This is a genomic window from Cupriavidus sp. MPR-AND1C (assembly GCF_058809705.1).
This window is the reverse complement of sequence record NZ_JBXASU010000006.1, coordinates 36,210-55,650: the sequence shown is the minus strand read 5'-3', so window position 1 is coordinate 55,650 and position 19,441 is coordinate 36,210. Positions and strand designations below refer to the sequence as shown.

Genomic DNA, 19,441 nt, shown 5'->3' with positions numbered 1-19,441 from the left:
CCTGCTTGATCAGATAAAGAACAAAAAAGGGGTAGCCTGCACGGCCGCCCCAGTCCTCCTGTTACACAATCATCTCGGGATCAATGATCTTGCCGTCCTGAATCACGACGCGACCGTCAAGCGCCACAGTGCACCCCATCATCGGCATGTCGATGTGACCCTTCGTCTTACGCTTGTAGGAAGGACCTGTGGAGAACAGATAGCTACCCGGCAATCCACGAACCGCGGCAACCAGATGATCCATCTTGTGTTCAAAGTTCACCACATCATGGTACGAAGCATTCGGATTCATGCCCCAACCGAGGTGCGAGATCGCGTAGGGGTCAAGGTCGCCGTCCGAGGTCTTGCATTCCTCCAGCCAAGCTCGGAACAGATGCGCGTCCAGCCCGCCAGTTACTTCACGAACGTAACCCTCACGGACTTGCACCTTGATTTCGCTTTGGACAATGCGCATATACGGAAGCGCCCACACGTCCCCCGGTTGAATGACGACCGTGCCATTGGCAGAACCGTCAAGCGGGAAGGCGCCCATCATGCATTGACCCCATTCATCCATGTGCCCCGGCTCGTCTGCCGCGCCGTAGTGGCACAGATGCGGCGCGTTGTGGTCCAGGTCATAGGAAAAATCGGTCCCCGCCGAGCTGGTCACACGAATCGTCTTCGTGGCCTGGACCTGTTTTTGCGCGGCGAGCGCGACGCGTCGGAATCGCTCATCGCCCTGCAGCTTTAACAGCATCCAAGGCACATCGAGGATATTCAGGATCCGGCCGCCCGATTCACGGACTGCACACTCCCAGCCCGAGAAGAAACCAACAACGAAGGACACTACGAGATCGACGCGCTGAAAGGCTTCAAGGAGACCCGGCGCTTCATAGGGGTTGGCACCCACATAGCGCACGTCCGGTCCGCTCGGTACGTGCACCTCGTAGCTCGCGCTGCCCAGCGTGCAGCAAGCTGCCAGCCCAGCTTCCACGATCTCGCGCGGGCTGGAATCATCGGTCAGAAACAGTACCGTCTCGGTCGGCTTGAGCTTGCAGTACTGAAGCTGCTTGATAAATGCCGGCACAATGGCGGCGGACGACATTTTGGACTCAAAAGTGAGCATTTTATACTCCTACAGGGCTACGGCTTTTCTGGAAATCCATCGCAAGAACGGGGATATCTATGCGAACGCAGGGATTTATGTGCAGCGATATTGACGATTATTCCGACGCGATTTTGACTGCCGGTTAATTCATTCAAATCACGAGATAATGATAGCGGACGAACATCCACCGGAATACTGCCACATCAACATGACCGTTATCCGCAAATCGGATAACGATATACATCGCAACATCAAATTAACCAATGCCAATAAGGATTAACCCTATTGCCATTAACCATAGGTTTTACTCCTAAATCACTCGAAAAGTGAGGAGATACCGCCATTGGATAATGCCGCGTCGCAGCATAATGTGAACATCGCACTTTTACGAAAGCGAGATTTCATGGCGGGACCGCAACTGGCTAACCTCATCCGGCGTGGAAGCCGCCGCAGCAGTCCTGCCGACGAGCTCGGCACCGAACCACAGGGTTTTTTCATCGCTGAACATCGCCGTAATCAAGTGCCGGGCGGCACGGACCGCTTCGGAATGGGCCCGCGCTTCGTTTTCGTACAGAGACCAGGTGGCGTACAGTCCCTTAAGGGGAGCCCAACTTATGCTCTCCGGATTGGCATAGCCCTGCACGGACGACGCGGGCGTGATCGCAACCCCAAGGCCGCCTCTGGCACATTCAATACATAGGTCCTGGGTGAATGGCTCGAACAGCATCCGCATCCGCATGCCTTTCCGCAGGAACGCCTGTTCGGCGTGCTGGCGTAGAACATTCGCACGTCCTGGCATGATCAGCGCAGTGTCCCCCAATGCAGTCAACGACAGTTCCTCCGAAGACTGGAACCCCGCGGCTGCATCTCCGATTGCGATCATCGGTTCGCGCACAAGCGCGGTCTGAGCGCACCCCTCCAGCCCAAGGGGTTCAAACGGCATGACACACAAGTCAAAAGTGCCGGAAACAAGATATTCACGAAGGGTATTGCTGACACCGTCATGCACCTTCAGGGCCACGCCGGGATACTGTTTGACGAACTGCTTGATGAAAGAGATGGTGAATACGTTCTTCCAGGCCTGGGGCAAACCGATAGTGAGGTGACCCGCCGCCTTTTGCCCCACTTCTTCCTTGATAAGGGCGAACTGCCCCAATAAGGGGCGGGAGCGGTCCGCCAACAGCCGACCCGCTTCAGTGAGCGTTACGCCATCCCGCCGCCGGGTAAATAAGGAGCTGCCTATCTGATGCTCAAGCGCAGCGATGTTGCGAGAAAGTGCCGGTTGCGACAAACCGAGATCGGCTGCAGCTCGGTTGATGCTGCCAAGTTCAGCGACCCGCAGAAAATACTGGAGATATGCGAGATCCACGGAGGCCTCCTGCAATCCGTACTGTGCCCTTCAATATATTAGGATGCTCGGCCACCACCAACCGAGCACCCTGTTTAAAATGCAGATTATCTTCAGCCCAAAAATCAGAAAACCTGCTTCAACCCCACCATTGCACCAAACTGATTGCTGCCGGGTGCAGGGTTATACCCCTGCTGGCCGATATTCACCGGCAGCGCCGACTGCCCGCTGTTCACGATATAACCCACAGTCCCATATACGGACGTGCGCTTAGAAAACAGGTACGTACCGCGTGCAGCCAACATCCATGCCTTATTCGAACTGTTATGGTATTTCTGATAGAAGGCCTCCCCGTCGACGTTGAACGCCGGCGTTACCGGGTAAGACGCCCCGAAGTAATAGAGGTCGCTAACCGGTGTAGGAATGCCTTCATTGTCACGCCGAAGCCAACCGCCACCGATTTTCGCCTGTCCCAGCATGAAGTATCCGTTCACCGACAAACGGTTGTCTGTGAGAGAGCTATTGGTAAGTCCGCCAAATGCACCGGGGCCTCCTCGTTGCGAGTCGTAGGCTACGCCCACGCTCCAGGTGGCCGCGTCATACTTCAGGAGCGTAGACCATTCCCGACATGCACGCGAGTCGATAGGAGACTCTCCGGCACAGTTGGTGCCGGCCGGACTTGGACCGGCATTCACTGCATCCCGACCGAAGCTATAGGTTCCTCCCACGGTCAAGCCGCCAAAGGTTCCCTTGTACGACACCGTGTTATCCGAGCGCGCGTTCGGAATACCCGCATCGAATGACGATGAACCGAAAATATTCGGTCCCAGCATGTCCGGCTCCGCCATTGCCCAGAAGAGCATGGTGTACTGACGTCCAAAACCGATCTGCCCCCATTTCCCCGACATCCCGACCATCGCCTGGCGACCGAACATACGCCCGCCCTGACCCGCGACACCCGTGTCGGTGCCAAAGCCCGACTCCAGCCAGAAGATTGCCTTGTTGCCACCACCGAGGTCTTCGCTACCCCGCATGCCCCACCGCGACGGCACGGCGCCGGTAAGGTTTGGGACGAAGGCTGCCGAGTTGCGGTTGGCACCGACACCGTTCACCCAGGCGACACCCGAGTCCACCACACCGTAGAGCGTGACACTACTCTGCGCATGGGAAATCGAGGGTATAGTTGCCAGCGTCAAGACGGCGGCTGAGATCGCAAATATTCTCTTCACGTACATCTGTGTCTCCTCCAAAAGACTTCTTATATTTCGAAAATAAATACTCGTATAAAGACACGCGAGGTAAAGCCAAAACCAACGACAAAAACCCTAATCGAGCTGGATGTGCAGCGATTTGACGACGGGCGCCCAGTACTTGCGATCGCTCGTGATCAGTCGGTCCAGGAAGCCACCATCCCCGGACATGGGCTGCATACCTGCTTTCTTGAAGGCCGCCTGCACTTCCGGGGCTCGCAGCGAGGCCTGGAGCGCGCGGTTGAGCCGATCCACCGTTGCGCGCGGTGTGCCAGTCGGTACCGCCAAGGCTTGCCAAGCATAGATATCGAAGTCCGGTACACCGGCTTCGATCATCGTAGGAACATCCGGCAGCGCTTCGAGGCGCTCCTTCGTGGTGGCCGCGAGGATACGGAAGCGTCCTGTATTTACTTGAGCAATGGCCGTGGCCAAGTCAATGAACATGACAGGCACTTGCCCTGATAAAAAGTCCTGCAAAGCAGGGGCCATCCCCTTGTAAGGAATGTTGCCGATCTCGAAGTTACCCTTCTCCTTGAATAGCTCCATCATCAGATGGTTGGGATGTCCGATTCCCCCAGATGCATACTGCAGTTGGTTCTTCTTCGCGTAGGACACCAGTTCCTTCACCGACTTCACAGGGAGCGACGAGTTGACAGCAAGTAGAAATGGGATCTTCGCCACCGGCCCCACAGAAACAAAGTCACTCTGCGGGTTGTAGATCAACTTCTTGTAGAGCATCTGATTGAAGATGAGCTCGCCGTTACCGAGACTGCCAAACGTGTAGCCGTCGGGAGTCGCTCGAGCGATGGCGCTGGCCCCAACAATCCCCGCAGCCCCCGCACGGTTCTCCACCACCACAGGCTGGCCAAGCCGATCGGCCATCTTTCTTCCGACGGTGCGTGCTAGAAAGTCGATACCTCCCCCGGGTGGATACCCAACAATCCAAGTCAGCGGCTTCGTGGGATAGTCAGTCTTCTGTGCAAGGACGCACGCCGGGATGGCGAGGGTGAGCGACACCAGCACGAGTGATACTCGCTTGATGAAAAGCACTTGAATGTCTCCTTGAGAATGCGGGCCAGAACTCTTGCGGTCTGGTAGTTCCCCTAAATAGCCAGATACGGTATTCGCAGTCCTTTGCAAGCACAGTCGGCGTTCTCGGCCGCCATCCTCGATAGCGCATAGAACGACTCTTGGGTGTGCCCCAGCGCATGAGGCGTGAAAACCGATGCCACACCCAACTCGCTGACGGTGTTTTCGGGTGGCGGCTCGCAGGCAAACACATCCAGTCCCACGGCCTTGATGCGCCCGGATTTCACCGCCTCTGCCAGTGCTATCTCATCGATCAACTTGCCTCGCGCGGTGTTTACGACGATTGCGCCAGCGGGAAGCATGGAGAGATGCTCCCGATCCAAAAACATCTCTGTTTCCGGCGTAAGCGGCAGATGGATGCTGACAACGTTGCTAGCGCGAAGCAGTGCTTCGAGTGAGACACACTTCACGCTACCCTCGTCGTATTGCCTCCCGCGGTCGAATGCCAGGATGGCGACACCCCACGACGTGAGGCGTCGTGCAACGCCACGGGCAGTTCGACCAAATCCGATAAGACCGACGGTCTTCCCCGTTAACGTGCGACCGGTGGGCCTCTCCGGTCTCGCCCATCCGGCCTCGAACTCCCGCATGCGCGAGCGCAAGTCAAAGGAGCAGGCCAGGATCAGAAGCACGGTTGCCTCGGCCATGCTTTCCGACGTCTCCATCGCAGGGCTATGCGCAACCTCGATCCCCCGGGCCTTTGCTTCCTCCAGGGCAATGGCATCTGTCCCGATGACGGCAGACACAATGGCCTTAAGCTTGGGCATCCGATCCATCAGGTTCCCGTCAAAGCGCACCGATACCCCGCAGACAACCACCTCGGCCGCCGACAGCAGTTCATCCGGGGCGAGGGAAAACTCCTCCGGGCTGACCACCAGCGGAGCGTGTCCACGAAGCACCAGTAGCTGTGCCACGTCCTCGGGTATGCACCCCAGGATCGGGTCCCGGACGACAACTAAATGTCGATCACTCGTCATAGCCAGGCAGTTCGCGGTTCAAACGACGGAGCATCGCCGGCCACTCGCGAAGACCAAGCGGTACAACGTCTTCTGAGTGAATGCGGGCTGTCACTTCAGCCAGCGCTGCGCTTGGCTGCTTAAGTTTGACCTGAGTGGCCATGGCATCAAGCTGCGTGACGCAAGCTCGTTGCAGATAGGACATACGGACGAATGCTTCGGCGATTGTCTGCCCTGCTGTCAGGAGCCCATGGTTATGGAGAATCATGGCGCTGTGTCTGCCAAGATCGCCAATCAAGCGCTCGCGTTCAGCCAGACTGAGCGCCGGTCCTTCATACTCGTGATAGCCAAGGCGATCGTGGAACAACATCGCATGCTGCGACAATGGCAGCAATCCGCATTCGAGCATGGATACGGAAATGCCAGCATTCGTATGCAAATGCATCACGCAATTGAGATCATGCCGTGCAGCGTGAACGGCGCTGTGAATGGTGAACCCTCCCCCATTCACATCCGCGGTTGCCTCGCCAACAATGGCGCCATCCAGATCGACCTTCACCAAGCTGGAGGCAGTAATCTCCTCAAACGCGAGCCCAAACGGATTGATCAGGAAGTGCTCATCTTTACCAGGCACACGCACCGTAATATGGGTGTAAATGAGGTCATCCCAGCCCTCGAGGCGTGCCAGACGGTATGCAGCAGCGAGGTCCACCCGAACCCGCCACTCCTCCGGAGTGGTCTCATATCCTGGCTGACTGTCCTTTTTTGGACGCAGCGCGATAGAAGTTTTCATAGCAACTCCATGTAAATTTTCGACAATGGGTACACGAGGGGTGCCAGCAGTGATGAACTTACAGACGCGGGCGTTTCCCTCAGTTCGATTGGGAACTTCAAATGTTGTCTATCGGCTCTCTGCGGTCGGGATGCCCATTGCAGTTCCTTCTTCCGGAGCGTTCTTTTCTGTCACCTTGTTGGCGTGCTGTCTGCGCCCCGTCTGGAAGATGCCAATTGCTGCCACAACCGCCGGGATCGCCAGCAGAAGGTAAAGCGCACTGTTGCTCCAACCTGCCGACAGCATGAAAGCGCCACCCAGCGATCCAGTAATCGCGCCAACACGTCCGATGCCGAGTGCCCAGGCAACTCCCGTCGCGCGACTGGAAGTCGGGTAGAACGCGGAGGCCAGGACGTTAGCGCATACCTGCGAGCCGCTAACGCAGAATCCCGTGCCGAAGATGGCAATGGCCATCGCGACCGGCGTGGTCACCGAGGCCAGACAGGAAACTGCTACACCACCCAAAGTGAATGCAATTGCCACGACCACATAGGGATTGAACCGATCGAGCAGCACTCCCAGTGCAATCGCGCCCACAACGCCCCCACCTTGGAGCAGACCCGCCAGCATGGATGCCACCTTGAGGGAGAGGCCGCTGCGCTGCACCAGAATAGGCAGCCAGTTGATCATCAGGTAAAGCAGGAGCAAGCTGCAAAAGAACGATAGCCAGAGCCACAACGTACCGTCCCGGTAGCGCGGTTGGAACAATTGCGCCACAGGAGAACCCGGCCCGTCCGGCTCGTCGGCGACATAGTGATGCCCCTCTTCGACGCCGCGCCGATTAATACGCTTCATGATCGCTGTGATACGCGACTGCATCCCGTCGCGCATCGCGAGATAGCGCACCGACTCCGGCAGCGCCAGGACAAGAACCGGTACCAGCGTCAGCGGTAGAACGCCGCCTAAGGCCAGCACGCCTCGCCAGCCGATCTGGTCAATCAGATGCGCCGTGACAATGCCACCAATTGCGGAACCTAGTGAAAAGCCGCAGAACATCAGGGTCAGTAGCGTGCCTCGCCGATGAGCTGGGCTGAATTCGGCCGTCAACGTAATAGCGTTCGGCATCGCCCCGCCCAATCCGAGTCCCGTGAGGAACCGAAGCGCGATCAGAGTGCCAATGCCCGGCGCCACGGCCGAGGCCATACACGCTGCGCCAAACCACGCGACCGAGAGAATTAGCACCTTCCGTCGCCCGATACGATCCGCTAGTGGCCCGCAGGCAAACGCACCAGTCATCAGCCCAAGGAGCCCAGAAGAGAACAGTGGGCCCAACGTGACCATGGATAGCGACCATTCATTGCGAATATGGGGCGCCAGAAATCCAATGATCGCAATGTCAAATCCGTCTAACGCAACGATCGCGAAGCACAGGATGATGATGCGGATCTGCAGGCGAGAAAGGGGGGACGCATCAATGAACTCTCGGACATTGATGGATGTGCGTGACAAACCAGAGCCCGCCGCATCGCGGGGGCTGTGAGGGGCGCTCATGTTGTCTCCTACTTTTTATCAATGCACAGCCGCCATGCTGCGGCTTGTGCAGACCAATCGTTTGGATCGTTACGCAGCTTCCGAACTCGCGAGAGGCATCTCAAATCCACCTGCCTCCACCTGCGCGATGAATTCCGGATCTCGTTGACGCAGATCTTCGTGTGAAACCCTGTCCGTACGTCGCATATAGTCGTAAGCAAAAGCCACAGGATCCATATCCATCTTCTGGTCCACCGACTCGTACCAATCAAGACTCCTGCGTGCAGCATCCTGGAATTTCGTGGAGGCGTCGCGTCGGCTTTCCTCAAACGCCTGAAGTGCCGCGGGCACGTCGTCGCGGTGCTCGCAAACCGCATCGCAAAGAGCTATCGCGTCTTGCATGGCCATGCGTGTGCCGGACCCAAGTGAAAAATGCACGCTGCGAAGCGCATCACCTAGCAGCACCACGTTGCCGTACGACCAGTGCTCGTTGCGTACGACACTCGCCTGGAACCAGTTCGATCGATTTCCCAGCAAGGACTGGCCACCCAGGTCGTCGGCAAACACCCGCTCGCAGAACGCGCGACTCTCGTCCTCCGTCGCCTTATCCAGACCCGCTCGCTGCCATGTATCGGGATCCACTTCGACGAGGAATGTCGACAGCGACTCGCTATATTGATAGGCGTGGGCAATGAAAACGCCATACTCTGTCTCCCGGAAGATCAGCGATACCGGGCGGAACAGGTGATGCGTACCGTACCACGCGAACTTGTTGCGCCGGACTTCAAAACTCGGCTTGAAGTGCTCCGCGAGACGCGTCCTCACCTCGCTGTTGATGCCATCTGATGCAACCACAACATCGGCATCCGGGAACGCCTCGGGATCCGTGACATTGCTGCCATAGACGATCTCGACGCCAGCTTCGGCACAGGCGTCCTGCAGAACGCGCAGCAAGTCAATGCGCGACGTGCGAGAAAAGTGATTGTTGCGAAGTTGAACCGACACGCCCTTGTGCACGACCTCCATATGGTCGCAGCGGTGGTGATGCGCCGTGAATTTCTCGAAGAACGCAGGGTCCGCATCCTTCAGGAAGGAAAGTGCAATGTCAGAAAACACAACACCCCAGCCATAAGTGGCACCGGCTTGATTGCGCTCATGCACAACGATATGGTCTTCGGGATGACGTTGCTTAAGCAGCAAGGAGAAGAAGAGACCGGCGGGCCCGCCTCCGATAACAACGACTTTCATGGTATTCCTCTGCAATACAAGATCAGGCAAAACGCGCCGACAGTGCCACATCGGGCGACAACAGCGCACCGGCATTCGGAACCAGCGTCGGCAGACCCAGATGGGTTAGCATCTGTTGGACGGTACAAACAGCGGTCGAAGTCACCGGCAAACCGATCATGTCCTGCGCAGCCTGAATGGCAGGTAGGGAAGGCATCTGTACGCATGCCGAAAGAACAACCGCGTCAGCATTTGCAGTGTTCAAGCGTTTCACGTCATCGAGCAACGCCAACGGATCACGACGGCCGACTTCCAGGTTGTCCGGAATTTCGAAAGAAATGGCGTCAAGGACCTCGATGCCCTCGTGTTCGATATAGCTGATGACAGCGTCCGTCAACGGCTTCATGTACGGTGCCATCAGGGCAATGCGACGCGCGCCGATGGCCTTCAGGCCTGCCACCAACGCGCCGGCAGAGGTCATGACAGGCGCATCGCAGTGGTTCTCGCGGGCGATCCGCAGCAGATCCTGCTCGACCTGACGGTGATAGCCCGGGCCCATCGCCATGATTGCCACCAGGCAGGCGGTGCTCATCACATCCACACGGGCATCCGCCAGTTCGGCGGCACATCGCAGGCCTTCGCGATTCATCGCTTCGAGCTCCTCCTTAACCACACGATGCATGCGCATCCGGCTGGAGTGAAACGTGAATCGTTCTGGGAGGATCTCTTCCCGCGCGCGAAGCATGGCGGGAATCTCCGTTTCCATCGTGGTGTTGGAACTGGGCACGATTTGCCCGATGCGGTAGGTACGGTGACTCATACTTAAACCTTGAAGTATTGTTCAGTGGAGGGCGTGCTCTGGCACATTTGCTGGTAGTCCTGCAATGCCAGCCGCAGTGCCGCAGGGAGCGCGATTGCATCACGTGTTCCACGGAGCACGCAGATAGGGGTCAACCGAGCGACGAACGCCGTCTGTCCGCCTTCGCTCATGCACGCCGTGATCACAAGCGTGTAGGTCCGAGAGCTGATCGATTCAACGGATACCTCAATGTCGATCGATTCGTCGGGCCACAACGAGCGACGAAAGTCGAACTCAAGTGCGCGCGTAGGTGTTCCGAATCCCAGCTCATCTTTCGTCCGTTGTGGGCGACCGTCGAACAGGTATTCATAGAAAAGTTCGGCTGCAGAAATCGCGTACTCGGAAAAGCTCGGGGTATAGACCACCCCAGCCGGGTCGCATTCCCCCCATTTGATGCGACGACGCACCTTGAAAGGAACACCGTCCAGTACGAATTCGGTGCTTGTCATGCCGACGTCCTTTCCCCAGGCTGGACTTCCTGTTCAAGCTTGCGGGCGACCATCGTCCTGAGCGCACTCTTGTCGACTTTGCCCACACGTGTCACCGGAAACTCGCCAACGATCTCGATGCGCTCCGGGCATTTGAATTTCGCCAGACCTTGCTCGACCAGAAACTTGGCAAGTTCGGGAACGGTGGGTGCTGCCTGATCCGCACGCAGGATGAGGTAGATACATCCCTTCTCGCCGTACACCGGGTCGGGCATTGGAACGAGCTTGGCATCGGCCACTGCGGGGTGCCGACTCACGAAGGCTTCGACTTCCTCGGAGCCGATCTTCTCGCCGCCGCGGTTGACGTTGTCGCGAAGCCGACCTTCGAAGGCAAAACAGCGCACGCCTTCGATGAAGTGTTCGGAGACCAGATCCCCTGATCGCACAAAGCCATCTTCATTGACTGTCTGCGCAGTCGCTTCAGGTGCCTTGTAGTAGCCTCGCAGCGTCGATGGTCCCCGGAAACACAGTTCACCCGGCGTGCCAGGCGTTTGCGCGTCATCCGTTCCCGGAATCAGCACACGAATCTCGTCGTCCGGACAGCCAGAGAAGCCCTGGGTGTGGTGTCGTACGGCAGCGGAAAACTTGGCCCCCGCCCCCAGCAATAGACCTTCTGTCGTGCCATACAAGTTGAAACACGGAACGCCAAGATGGTCCTCTAGGGCATCGGATCGTGTCATCGTGCCGAACAGCTCGAGCGACGATAGATCGTGCTTGCGAACTTCCGCATAGGCAATCATCTGCGGCGCAACGGGTCCAATGGACATGCCATGACTCACACGATGCTGTTCAATCAGATCGAGCATCCTGGGGATGTCAACCCGCGGCATAAGCACCGCCGACATACCGCCAGCGATAACCGGCACCAGCACGTACAGTTGGCCAGCATTGTGCAGAAGCGGAAGCGACCAGATGACCCGACTGTTCTCGGTTTGGCCAAGCAGGCGCATACAGGCAACAGCATGTCCAAGATACTCGCCGTGGAATCGCGGAATGATCTTGGGCACACCAGTTGTTCCGCCTGAGAGCTGGAAGCTGAGAACATCTCCGCTTCCAATGCAGACGTTGGCCAAAACCTTACGGGCATACTCATAGGACACCGATGCAATTAAGGCGTCCATGCCTGCTTCCTGGAGCCCGCGGCTCTCCGAACCAGGTTCCCCGCGGGCCACGATCAGGTGCTGCAGGGATGGATGACGTTGCGCCATCGTCCGCGCAAACTCACGCAAGTCGAAAGCACTGAAATCGGTCTGAACAAAGTAGGCACGCGGCTCGGATTGGTTCGACAGATGACCAATCTCAACTTCCCGATACTGTGGGACGGCGCAAACCGGAACAACGCCTGCCTTGTAGCTGCCCATCAATGCAATGACGGTCTCGATCGTTGTACCCATCTGAAAGATCGCCCGATCCCCGGGATTCAGACCCAACAGATGCAATGCCGCACCGAGCCGCTCGCTTTGCTCTTCGAGCTCCTTGAACGTGATCGACCGCTCATCACTGATAAACGCCATGCGGTCGGGGGTACGCGACGCCGACTCGCGCAACGCATTGCCCAGCGTGTTATCAATCCACGCGCCGCTCGCAAGATACTTCTGCGCGTCAGCGTCGCTGCAATACGCAACGCCTTCGATGGGGAAATTCCTGAGTTTCATAATCACCCCTGCCGTCACGCTGCTTGACGACGTGGTGCGACGCGAACTGTGTCCCGACCAAACTCTTCAATCATGCCGTCAAGGCCACCAGTAAAGAGCCCGTACCATACGGCGGGCTTCAGGCCCAGCGCGCGTCGTCCGAATTCGATCGGCTCACTGGCAGAGATCACCGTATAGTCACCCGCCGTGCTGAGCTGACATTCAGGCATGCCGCGAGCAGCTTCCGTCAGCGACGCAAACTCCGGGACGTTGAGTACAAAGATGCGCAGGATGGACTTTCTCATGCTTGACACGCCTCCTGTGCAATCTCCAGGCTGCGGCTGAGAATCTCGGCTTTTCTCACCCAAATGTCATCGATTGAGGTCACGCGCGATTGCGCGGCACGTGCTTCATCCTCGAGTTCGATTGCGGCGGTCAACGTCGCGTTTGCATCACGGGCGTCCAGCGGCTCAAGGGCACGCAGCTTGCGTGTGATCTCGATAAAGTATCCGTTGGGATCGCGGAAGTAGATCGACTCGATGACTTCGTGGGCTGTTTCTGCCGACACAACCACGCCGCGCTCCTCCAGCCGAGCTTTCCACGCCAGCAGCTCTTCCTGCGTGTCGACGAGCCATGCCGTGTGCGTAGCATCGAAGACGTGATCATCTGGAAAGGGGGCGTGGGCAGCGCGACCTTCGAGGCTAGTGGGTTCTTCCGCGCCCAGATAGTAGAAGAACGCAATGGTGCTGCCATTTCCACTATCAAAGAAGAAATGCAGGAAATCTGGGTGGGTGGCAGGACCCCAGCCGCGTGCCGAAATGGTGTGAATCAACGGAAGGCCAACTACATCCCGATAGAACGTCACGGTTTCCTTCAGGCGCCATGTTGGCCGCGCGGTGTGGTCTACACCGTGCAAACGCAGTTGCGTCGCGTCGTACGGGGAAGTACTTGCATGCATTATTCTGTCTCCAGATCAAACAAAGTCGAATACGTTATTGCGGGAAGGTCTCGCGCAGCCATTCCTGCAAGAGACGCCCGGCGGCATAGCGGCCTGGCTCTTCCCCCTTTGCCAGCGCGCGACCATGGTGATCGCCGCGTACGCATTGATGTTGCTTTTGTGTCGTGCCAATGCTGTCGAAGATGCTGGCAATCACCGTCGGGAAGCACGCCTGGTCCGCGGTGTATTCGATCAGCAATGTCGGCTGGGAAATCGACGGCGCGGTCAGAGACAGTGCAGCATTGGAGGATTGACCGGACCACGTCGAGAGCCATGCCTCTGGCGAGCAGACCCGACCAAAGCCGACAGAGCCGTAGTTCGAGACAAAGGGGTCAGCCCCCCACAGCGAGCCATATTTGCGATCGGACGGGTCAAGCGACAGGTCGAAGCAGCGCAGATCCGCATCGGTGCGCCAAACCGTGAACAGTTGCGTGTGGGCTGCGCGCCGTTTCACCGCGTCACTGACCGTCGCGGGGTTCCGCTTCACCTGGTCACGGGCATCCATGCGTTCGGCGATCATTGCTTTGGCAACTTCGTCGAGCCGCTGTACGCGTGCAAGCTGGCCAGCTCGGTACCGCGTGACAAACTCAGACTGATATGTCGACGACTGAGGAGCTGGCGCGAAGCCGTTGACCGCGGCAAAGGCGTCAAGTTTCGGGTCGACCGACAGCGGATCCAGCTCGTCAGTGACGGCCGGGTCGATGCAGCCTTGAAGGAGTACTCCCTGCCCAGGATGAGGCGCAACAAAGACCACGCCGTCTACGGCTGGCAGCAATGCCGAAGTGAGCTTTGTCGCTCGACCGCCGGGGGTTCGCGCGATGCGGGACTCTGGCGCGGCATTGGATTGCTGCACATAGAGTGCGTACAGGCCGCTACCACCCGAGTTGCCCAGCAGCACAATCCGCCGGAAGCCTGCCTCGCGCAGAAACCGCGCGCTAGCCGCCACATCGTAGAGCGCGAACTCATGTTCGAGACGCTGGTCGTTGCCGACCGAGCGCGGTGACTGCGACCACGCTGCATACCCCGCTTCAACGATGTCGGGGATCAGGTAATGGCAGGCCATAAATTCCCGCGGATGCATGATGCACACGACTGTGTCGGGTTGGCCGATCGCATAGAGCGATCCCCCCGTAGCCGCGCCATCCTCGGTTCGCAGCACGACGTTACGAGTCGTTGTGCCCGGCGGAACATCACGCGGATTCCAATCCGTGTTCAGGAAACCTGCAATGGGCCCCGAAGCGGCATTGGCCTCAGGCCGGGGCGTCTGGGAACTTGTCATCATCTACTCCGTTTTTTACAGCATAGTCCATTTTTCTACGCTTGAGTAAATTTTTTGACAAGCATCAAAAAGAGTCGTATGAGTATCTTTCACGGGAAGTTCGGGCAAATATGGCTTAGGCGAATGGCGTACCACCCACCCTATGCTTTATCGTGTAAAGCTTCTCGACGCAGGCGTCAAAAACGAAACAATCATGGCGAAGTCACAAAGCAAGAGCGATGCACAACGAGACTCCATCCTTGAGGCAGCAACGCGCCTGTTCATTGAACGCGGATTCGATGGCACAGGATTCAATGACATCGCAGATGCGTTGGGACTGAGTCGGCCGGCGCTTTACTACTACTTCAAGTCCAAGGAAGCCATTCTGGAGGAGCTCACTGCGACGGTGACGCGTGCCGCAGCCCAGCTTGCGACAGAGGCCATTCCTGAGCAAATGCGTACGCCTTCTGGGGTGCTTCGACATTTGGTCTTGCGTCACGCCATGTTGATACTGACGCACCCCCTGCAATTCCGGGTTGTCGAGCGTAATGAACAGAACTTGCCTCCAGAGCAGCGGAAAATTGCAGAACAATCCCGACGCTCTGTGCTCGACCAGTTTCGGCAGGCCATCGAGCACGGCATTGACCAGGGAAAGTTCCGCGTCGTCGACGCGCGGGTTGCCGCTTTTTCGATCATCGGGATGTGCAACTGGACGGCGTGGTGGTTTAACCCCGAAGGCCAGGCGTCGATGCAGGATGTGGCCGCACAGATCGCAGACATGGCGCTGAGTTCCGTCGAACAACCGGCCAACCGGAAACTGAGTGCACCAGGCCCTTCGGCGATTCTTCAGTTGCTTCGAGATGACTTGACGCTGCTGGAGCGAAGCCTCGAAACAGAGCACGATGGTGGACGGCGGTCGACCAATGGCAACAATTTGCTGTAACAGCGAGACAGCTGAGGCAGGGTGCAAAACAGCCGGCTACTCGGTAGGCACTCTGTGAGTGTCTTTTGGACGATGCGAAGCTGGCCCCCGCACTGATGTTTGCGATCGCGTTCGCATTGCCCTGCGTTCTCAAGTATTCGGTGGAACCATACGGTGCCTTCCATTCGCTTCGAAATTGAGCAACTGAGTCCAAAGACTCCTTGATGCCAGTCTGGCCGTTCGAACCATGAGTGACCCAGTTCGACGACCCCGGCCTGGGGCTGGGGTCCGACTGTAGCGGCGACCGCATCAAGGTCTCGAAGACTAACCAAATCCTTTGAAGAGGGCCCGTCCGAATTAACGTACGAATAGCTTTATGAAGACTTACTCTGGCATAAGTTGCCGTGCAGCGCGCTCGCTCGCTCGCTTCCAGATCTTTGTGGATTTCTGCCGTGGAACTCGGAAGTATCCGGAACCATATCGCGTACATGGCCGGCAAAAACACAAGTGTCAGAATCGTCCCGGCGAACGTCCCGCCGATGAGCGTGTAAGCCAGCGCGCCCCAGAACACCGAATGGGTCAGCGGAATGAAGGCCAGGATAGCGGCCAACGCAGTGAGAATCACTGGGCGTGCGCGCTGAACAGTAGCTTCCACAACGGCCTTGAACGGGTCCAGCCCTTCCTCTTTGTTGTGGTGAATCTGCCCGATCAGGATCAAGGTGTTGCGCATCAGGATGCCCGACAACGCAATCAAACCGACCAACGCGTTGATGCCGAATGGCTGCCCAAACAGGATCAAGGTCGGCACCACGCCAATCAAGCCCAGCGGGCTCGTCAGGAACACCATGACCATCGCCGGGATGGACCGCACCTGGAAGATGAGAATCAGCAGGGTGAGCGCCAGCATGATTGGGAACAGCGGCAGCATGGCCTTCGTTGCCTTGGCCGATTCCTCGATGGAACCCGCTTGTTCAATGCGGTACGCGCATCCCCCAATCGGTGTTGACCGTGCGCATCATGGGGCTTGCGTCCATCACTTGTTGGACATCGGCAGCGATACGGCGCAAGGTCTCCGCATCTGGGCCGGTCACGCGGTAGGCTACCGGGAACGGCGAGTACGGACCGAACACAAGCTGGGTAACACGCACGCGCGCCTCGGAGGCGAGTCCTAACCGGCCTGGCAACGCGAAGGACTTGTCATACAACGTGGAACACCAGAGACCGATTAGTAAGAACTTAATTTGCTAGTAAGAACTTAATTCGCTTGTAAGAACTTAATTCGCACTACCCATCAAATCCTCCACCGAGCGTCTATACTGCATTCGTTGCTTCATTGCGGAATGAACTATGGAATACGCTCCCAGCATCAGCCAGATGGCCGGCCTGCTTGCCGACCCGGGACGCGCCGCCATGTTGTGGGCGCTGATGGACGGCAGCGCCCGCCCGGCTGGCGAGCTTGCGGCCATTGCCGGCTTGTCGGCATCGTCCACCAGCGGTCATCTGGCCCGGCTGAGTGAGGGCGGCCTGCTCGCCGTGCAGACGCGCGGGCGCAATCGATACTACCGGCTCGCCACGCCGGAGATCGGCGTAGCCATCGAGGCGCTCGCCAGTGCGTCGCTGGCCAGCCAGGCGCCGCGCGTGCGCGCGGTGCCCGCGTCGCGTACCGCGCCGGCGGCCTTGCGCCAGGCGCGCACCTGCTATGACCACCTGGCGGGCGAGCTTGCGGTTTCCCTGTTCGAACGTATGTCGCATGCCAACTGGATCGTGGTGCACGGCACGGCAGTGGACCTCACCGACAGCGGCAGTGCGGGCATGGTGCAGCTTGGCGTGGACCTGGATCTCGCGCGCCGCAAGCGGCGGCAGTTTGCCTGCACCTGCCCCGACTGGAGCGAGCGCAAGCCGCACCTCGGCGGCGCGCTTGGCGCGGCGCTGCTCGATAACATGATGACCAACCGCTGGATCGAGCCCACCACCACATCGCGCGCGCTGCGCGTGACGCCGCGCGGGCAACGCGAGATCCTGCGCATTGCCGGCTGAGCACAGGCTCATCCGTGGACGACACCATTTCCGTTTTCAATGCGCCGAGCCGGCGCCGCACCGATGGAGGGCTGATGCAATGAGCGACGAACTGAGCAACGAGGTGCGCGAGGCGCTCTGGCGCCTGATTGAGCTGATCAACTTCGACGACGCAGCCATGGTGGAGAAGCACCGGATGCTGTTCGACGAAGCCCTCGCCAACTCGGACGACGCGGATGCGGTCGAAGGCCAGGAACTGCTCTGGATCCTGAAGGACGTGATCGACTGGGAAGCGGGCTTCTATGTGGACTGGAAAGACGCCGCGTCCTTCATCAGTTGCATGGATGAGCTGTGCGCCAGGCTCGATATCGAGCTGGACTGGGGCGTGGAGGATCCGCAGGACGAGGAGTTCCTGGAGAAGGCCAGCGTGCCGGAGCTGATGGAACTGGCTCATGAGCAGTTGCGGCTGGCCGGCATCACGCTCTGGAACTGGAACACCGATGGCGATGCCTATGCAGGCTGGATCGCCCGCGGCGAGGATGATGAAGAAATGACGACCGTGGCCGAGACACTGGGGCTGGAGATCAGGACCGGCGACCAGCCGTATTGAGGCTGCGGAGCTGGCCCTGGCCCCGGCCTCACCGCGGCCTCGCGGCCTCAGCCGGTGATCCCGACGTCAACCGCGCCCTGCCGATCCGTGGTGCCCAGGGTGCGCTCCAGCACATCGAGAAATGCCCTGACGCTGGCCGGCATCAGCTTGCGCGCGGGCATCAGCACAAACACCTTCAGCGGCGACGACGAATACGCCGGCAGCACCCGCACAAGGCGCCCCTGATCCAGCTCATCCTGCGCGTAGCGTGGCGAGAGCCGGGCCACGCCAAGGCCATCGGTGGCGGCTTTCAGGCGGATCTCCGCGCTCTGCGTGCGCATGCGCGGCTCCACCGCCATGTTGGCCACCTCCACACCGTCGCGCAGGAACTCCCAGCGCCGGTCCTCGGCGTCGCCCAGCAGGGGCCAGCCGGCCAGCTCCTGTGGCGTGCGCGGCAAGCCCCGCGCGCGGATCAGCGATGGCGCGGCAAAAAAGCCGCGCTCGATGCGCACCACCCGCTTGCTGGCAAAGGAGCTGTCGTGCAGGCCGGTGGTCGTCATCACAAAGGCCAGGTCGTAGCCTTGCTCGACCAGGTCGGGCTGCTCCCAGCTCACATCGACCTGCACGCGCAACTCGGGATGCAGCCGCAGCAACTGTGTAAGGATGGGCGAGATGTGCAGGGAGCCAACCTCATAGGGTGTGGAAATGCGCAGGGTTCCACTGACTTGCTCGCTGACCGACACTGCCTCGGCGCTGATTTCGCGCAGCTCGTTAAAAAGGGGCGCGACCCGGTCGTAGAGTTGCTGGCCCCGCTCGGTCACCCGCACGCGGCGCGTGGTGCGCTCGAACAGGCGCACGCCCAGCTGCACTTCCAGCCGCGACACCGCCGCGCTGGCGGATGACTTCGGCACGTCGGCCAGATCCGCCCCCTTGGTGAAGCTGGCACCCTCCACCACCCGGCAGAAAATCTCCCAGTCCTTCCATTCGATCGTCTTCATTCGCCATCCCCGTGCCACATGGCGCGCATCGCGAGTCGTGCGCGTCAATGTGGGGGATTGTCCCATGCGGCGAACAATGACGCGCGGGCAGCGTTGCCTTCCATTCTTTCCTTGACTATTTACATCGTAAATATACACTGTAAATTATTGTTGCCAAAGCAGCATCGCAGCAGAAGGCGACATGCTTCAATCGGCACACACACGGATCGCCCCACCCCAACAGACATGGCAAAAAACCTCACCCAGGAAGAGATCGACGCGTTCAAGGCCCGCCTGTGCGCGGTAGCGGAGCGGCGCTTCGCCGAAGGCGGCGTAGCCAGCGTAAGCATGCGCCAGCTCGCCGAGGAACTGGGCTGCAGCCCGATGACGCCCTACCGCTACTTCAAGGACAAGGACGACATCCTGGCGGGGGGGGGGGCGG

General features: G+C 58.9%; 19 protein-coding genes and 1 pseudogene. 4 read left to right on the top strand and 16 right to left on the bottom strand.

Features of this window, described 5'->3' with window-relative positions:
• Positions 1–61: 61 nt before the first annotated feature.
• From AC1RWI_RS05695 to AC1RWI_RS05630, 14 genes are all read right to left on the bottom strand, one after another.
• Positions 62–1,105, bottom strand: a complete 1,044-nt coding sequence (locus AC1RWI_RS05695) for a 2,5-dihydroxypyridine 5,6-dioxygenase NicX family protein (protein WP_492865103.1) — start codon at positions 1,103–1,105, stop codon at positions 62–64.
• 367 nt (positions 1,106–1,472) lie between these two features.
• Entirely contained in the window at positions 1,473–2,456 is a 984-nt protein-coding gene (locus AC1RWI_RS05690; RefSeq protein ID WP_492865101.1) for a LysR family transcriptional regulator, read from the bottom strand.
• Between the two features lie 104 nt (positions 2,457–2,560).
• Positions 2,561–3,670: a porin gene (locus AC1RWI_RS05685; protein ID WP_492865099.1), complete on the bottom strand. Its 1,110-nt coding sequence runs from the start codon at positions 3,668–3,670 to the stop codon at positions 2,561–2,563.
• Between the two features lie 90 nt (positions 3,671–3,760).
• Positions 3,761–4,735 carry a Bug family tripartite tricarboxylate transporter substrate binding protein gene (locus AC1RWI_RS05680; protein WP_492865097.1) on the bottom strand — a complete coding sequence of 325 codons (975 nt, stop codon included), beginning with the start codon at positions 4,733–4,735 and terminating at the stop codon, positions 3,761–3,763.
• Between the two features lie 53 nt (positions 4,736–4,788).
• Positions 4,789–5,688: an NAD(P)-dependent oxidoreductase gene (locus AC1RWI_RS05675; RefSeq protein WP_492865095.1), complete on the bottom strand. Its 900-nt coding sequence runs from the start codon at positions 5,686–5,688 to the stop codon at positions 4,789–4,791.
• 52 nt (positions 5,689–5,740) lie between these two features.
• Entirely contained in the window at positions 5,741–6,523 is a 783-nt protein-coding gene (locus AC1RWI_RS05670; protein WP_492865093.1) for a class II aldolase/adducin family protein, read from the bottom strand.
• A 108-nt stretch (positions 6,524–6,631) separates the two neighbouring features.
• Complete coding sequence (locus AC1RWI_RS05665; protein WP_492865091.1) at positions 6,632–8,053, bottom strand: MFS transporter; 1,422 nt, start codon at positions 8,051–8,053, stop codon at positions 6,632–6,634.
• 69 nt (positions 8,054–8,122) lie between these two features.
• Positions 8,123–9,280, bottom strand: coding sequence for an FAD-dependent monooxygenase (locus AC1RWI_RS05660; protein ID WP_492865089.1), 1,158 nt, complete (start codon positions 9,278–9,280; stop codon positions 8,123–8,125).
• Between the two features lie 22 nt (positions 9,281–9,302).
• Positions 9,303–10,079 carry a maleate cis-trans isomerase family protein gene (locus tag AC1RWI_RS05655; protein WP_492865087.1) on the bottom strand — a complete coding sequence of 259 codons (777 nt, stop codon included), beginning with the start codon at positions 10,077–10,079 and terminating at the stop codon, positions 9,303–9,305.
• 2 nt (positions 10,080–10,081) lie between these two features.
• Positions 10,082–10,567 (bottom strand): acyl-CoA thioesterase, encoded by a 486-nt coding sequence (locus AC1RWI_RS05650; protein WP_492865085.1) that lies wholly within the window; start codon positions 10,565–10,567, stop codon positions 10,082–10,084.
• Positions 10,564–12,261 carry an AMP-binding protein gene (locus AC1RWI_RS05645; protein WP_492865083.1) on the bottom strand — a complete coding sequence of 566 codons (1,698 nt, stop codon included), beginning with the start codon at positions 12,259–12,261 and terminating at the stop codon, positions 10,564–10,566. Before AC1RWI_RS05645 ends, AC1RWI_RS05650 begins: the two co-directional genes overlap by 4 nt.
• A 14-nt stretch (positions 12,262–12,275) precedes the next feature.
• A complete protein-coding gene (locus AC1RWI_RS05640) occupies positions 12,276–12,545 on the bottom strand; it encodes a hypothetical protein (RefSeq protein ID WP_492865081.1) in 270 nt (89 codons plus the stop codon).
• Positions 12,542–13,198 (bottom strand): VOC family protein, encoded by a 657-nt coding sequence (locus AC1RWI_RS05635; protein WP_492865079.1) that lies wholly within the window; start codon positions 13,196–13,198, stop codon positions 12,542–12,544. Before AC1RWI_RS05635 ends, AC1RWI_RS05640 begins: the two co-directional genes overlap by 4 nt.
• Positions 13,199–13,232: 34 nt before the next feature.
• Positions 13,233–14,519: an alpha/beta fold hydrolase gene (locus tag AC1RWI_RS05630; protein WP_492865077.1), complete on the bottom strand. Its 1,287-nt coding sequence runs from the start codon at positions 14,517–14,519 to the stop codon at positions 13,233–13,235.
• A gap of 190 nt (positions 14,520–14,709) precedes the next feature.
• On the opposite strand from AC1RWI_RS05630, the gene AC1RWI_RS05625 reads away from it, so the two are divergent.
• Positions 14,710–15,438, top strand: coding sequence for a TetR/AcrR family transcriptional regulator (locus tag AC1RWI_RS05625; RefSeq protein ID WP_492865075.1), 729 nt, complete (start codon positions 14,710–14,712; stop codon positions 15,436–15,438).
• 412 nt (positions 15,439–15,850) lie between these two features.
• Here AC1RWI_RS05625 and AC1RWI_RS05620 read toward each other — a convergent pair.
• Positions 15,851–16,586: pseudogene (locus tag AC1RWI_RS05620) on the bottom strand (efflux RND transporter permease subunit); the annotation flags it as partial.
• A 178-nt stretch (positions 16,587–16,764) separates the two neighbouring features.
• Between AC1RWI_RS05620 and AC1RWI_RS05615 the strand changes: the two are divergent.
• Positions 16,765–17,454, top strand: coding sequence for an ArsR/SmtB family transcription factor (locus AC1RWI_RS05615; protein ID WP_492865073.1), 690 nt, complete (start codon positions 16,765–16,767; stop codon positions 17,452–17,454).
• Positions 17,455–17,533: 79 nt separating this feature from the next.
• Entirely contained in the window at positions 17,534–18,043 is a 510-nt protein-coding gene (locus AC1RWI_RS05610) for a DUF6630 family protein (protein WP_492865071.1), read from the top strand.
• 47 nt (positions 18,044–18,090) lie between these two features.
• Here AC1RWI_RS05610 and AC1RWI_RS05605 read toward each other — a convergent pair whose 3' ends face one another.
• Positions 18,091–19,020, bottom strand: a complete 930-nt coding sequence (locus AC1RWI_RS05605; RefSeq protein WP_043357342.1) for a LysR family transcriptional regulator — start codon at positions 19,018–19,020, stop codon at positions 18,091–18,093.
• Between the two features lie 225 nt (positions 19,021–19,245).
• Here AC1RWI_RS05605 and AC1RWI_RS05600 point away from each other — a divergent pair.
• Positions 19,246–19,441 (top strand): TetR/AcrR family transcriptional regulator (locus tag AC1RWI_RS05600; protein ID WP_492865069.1); only part of this gene is annotated, 196 nt, incomplete at its 3' end.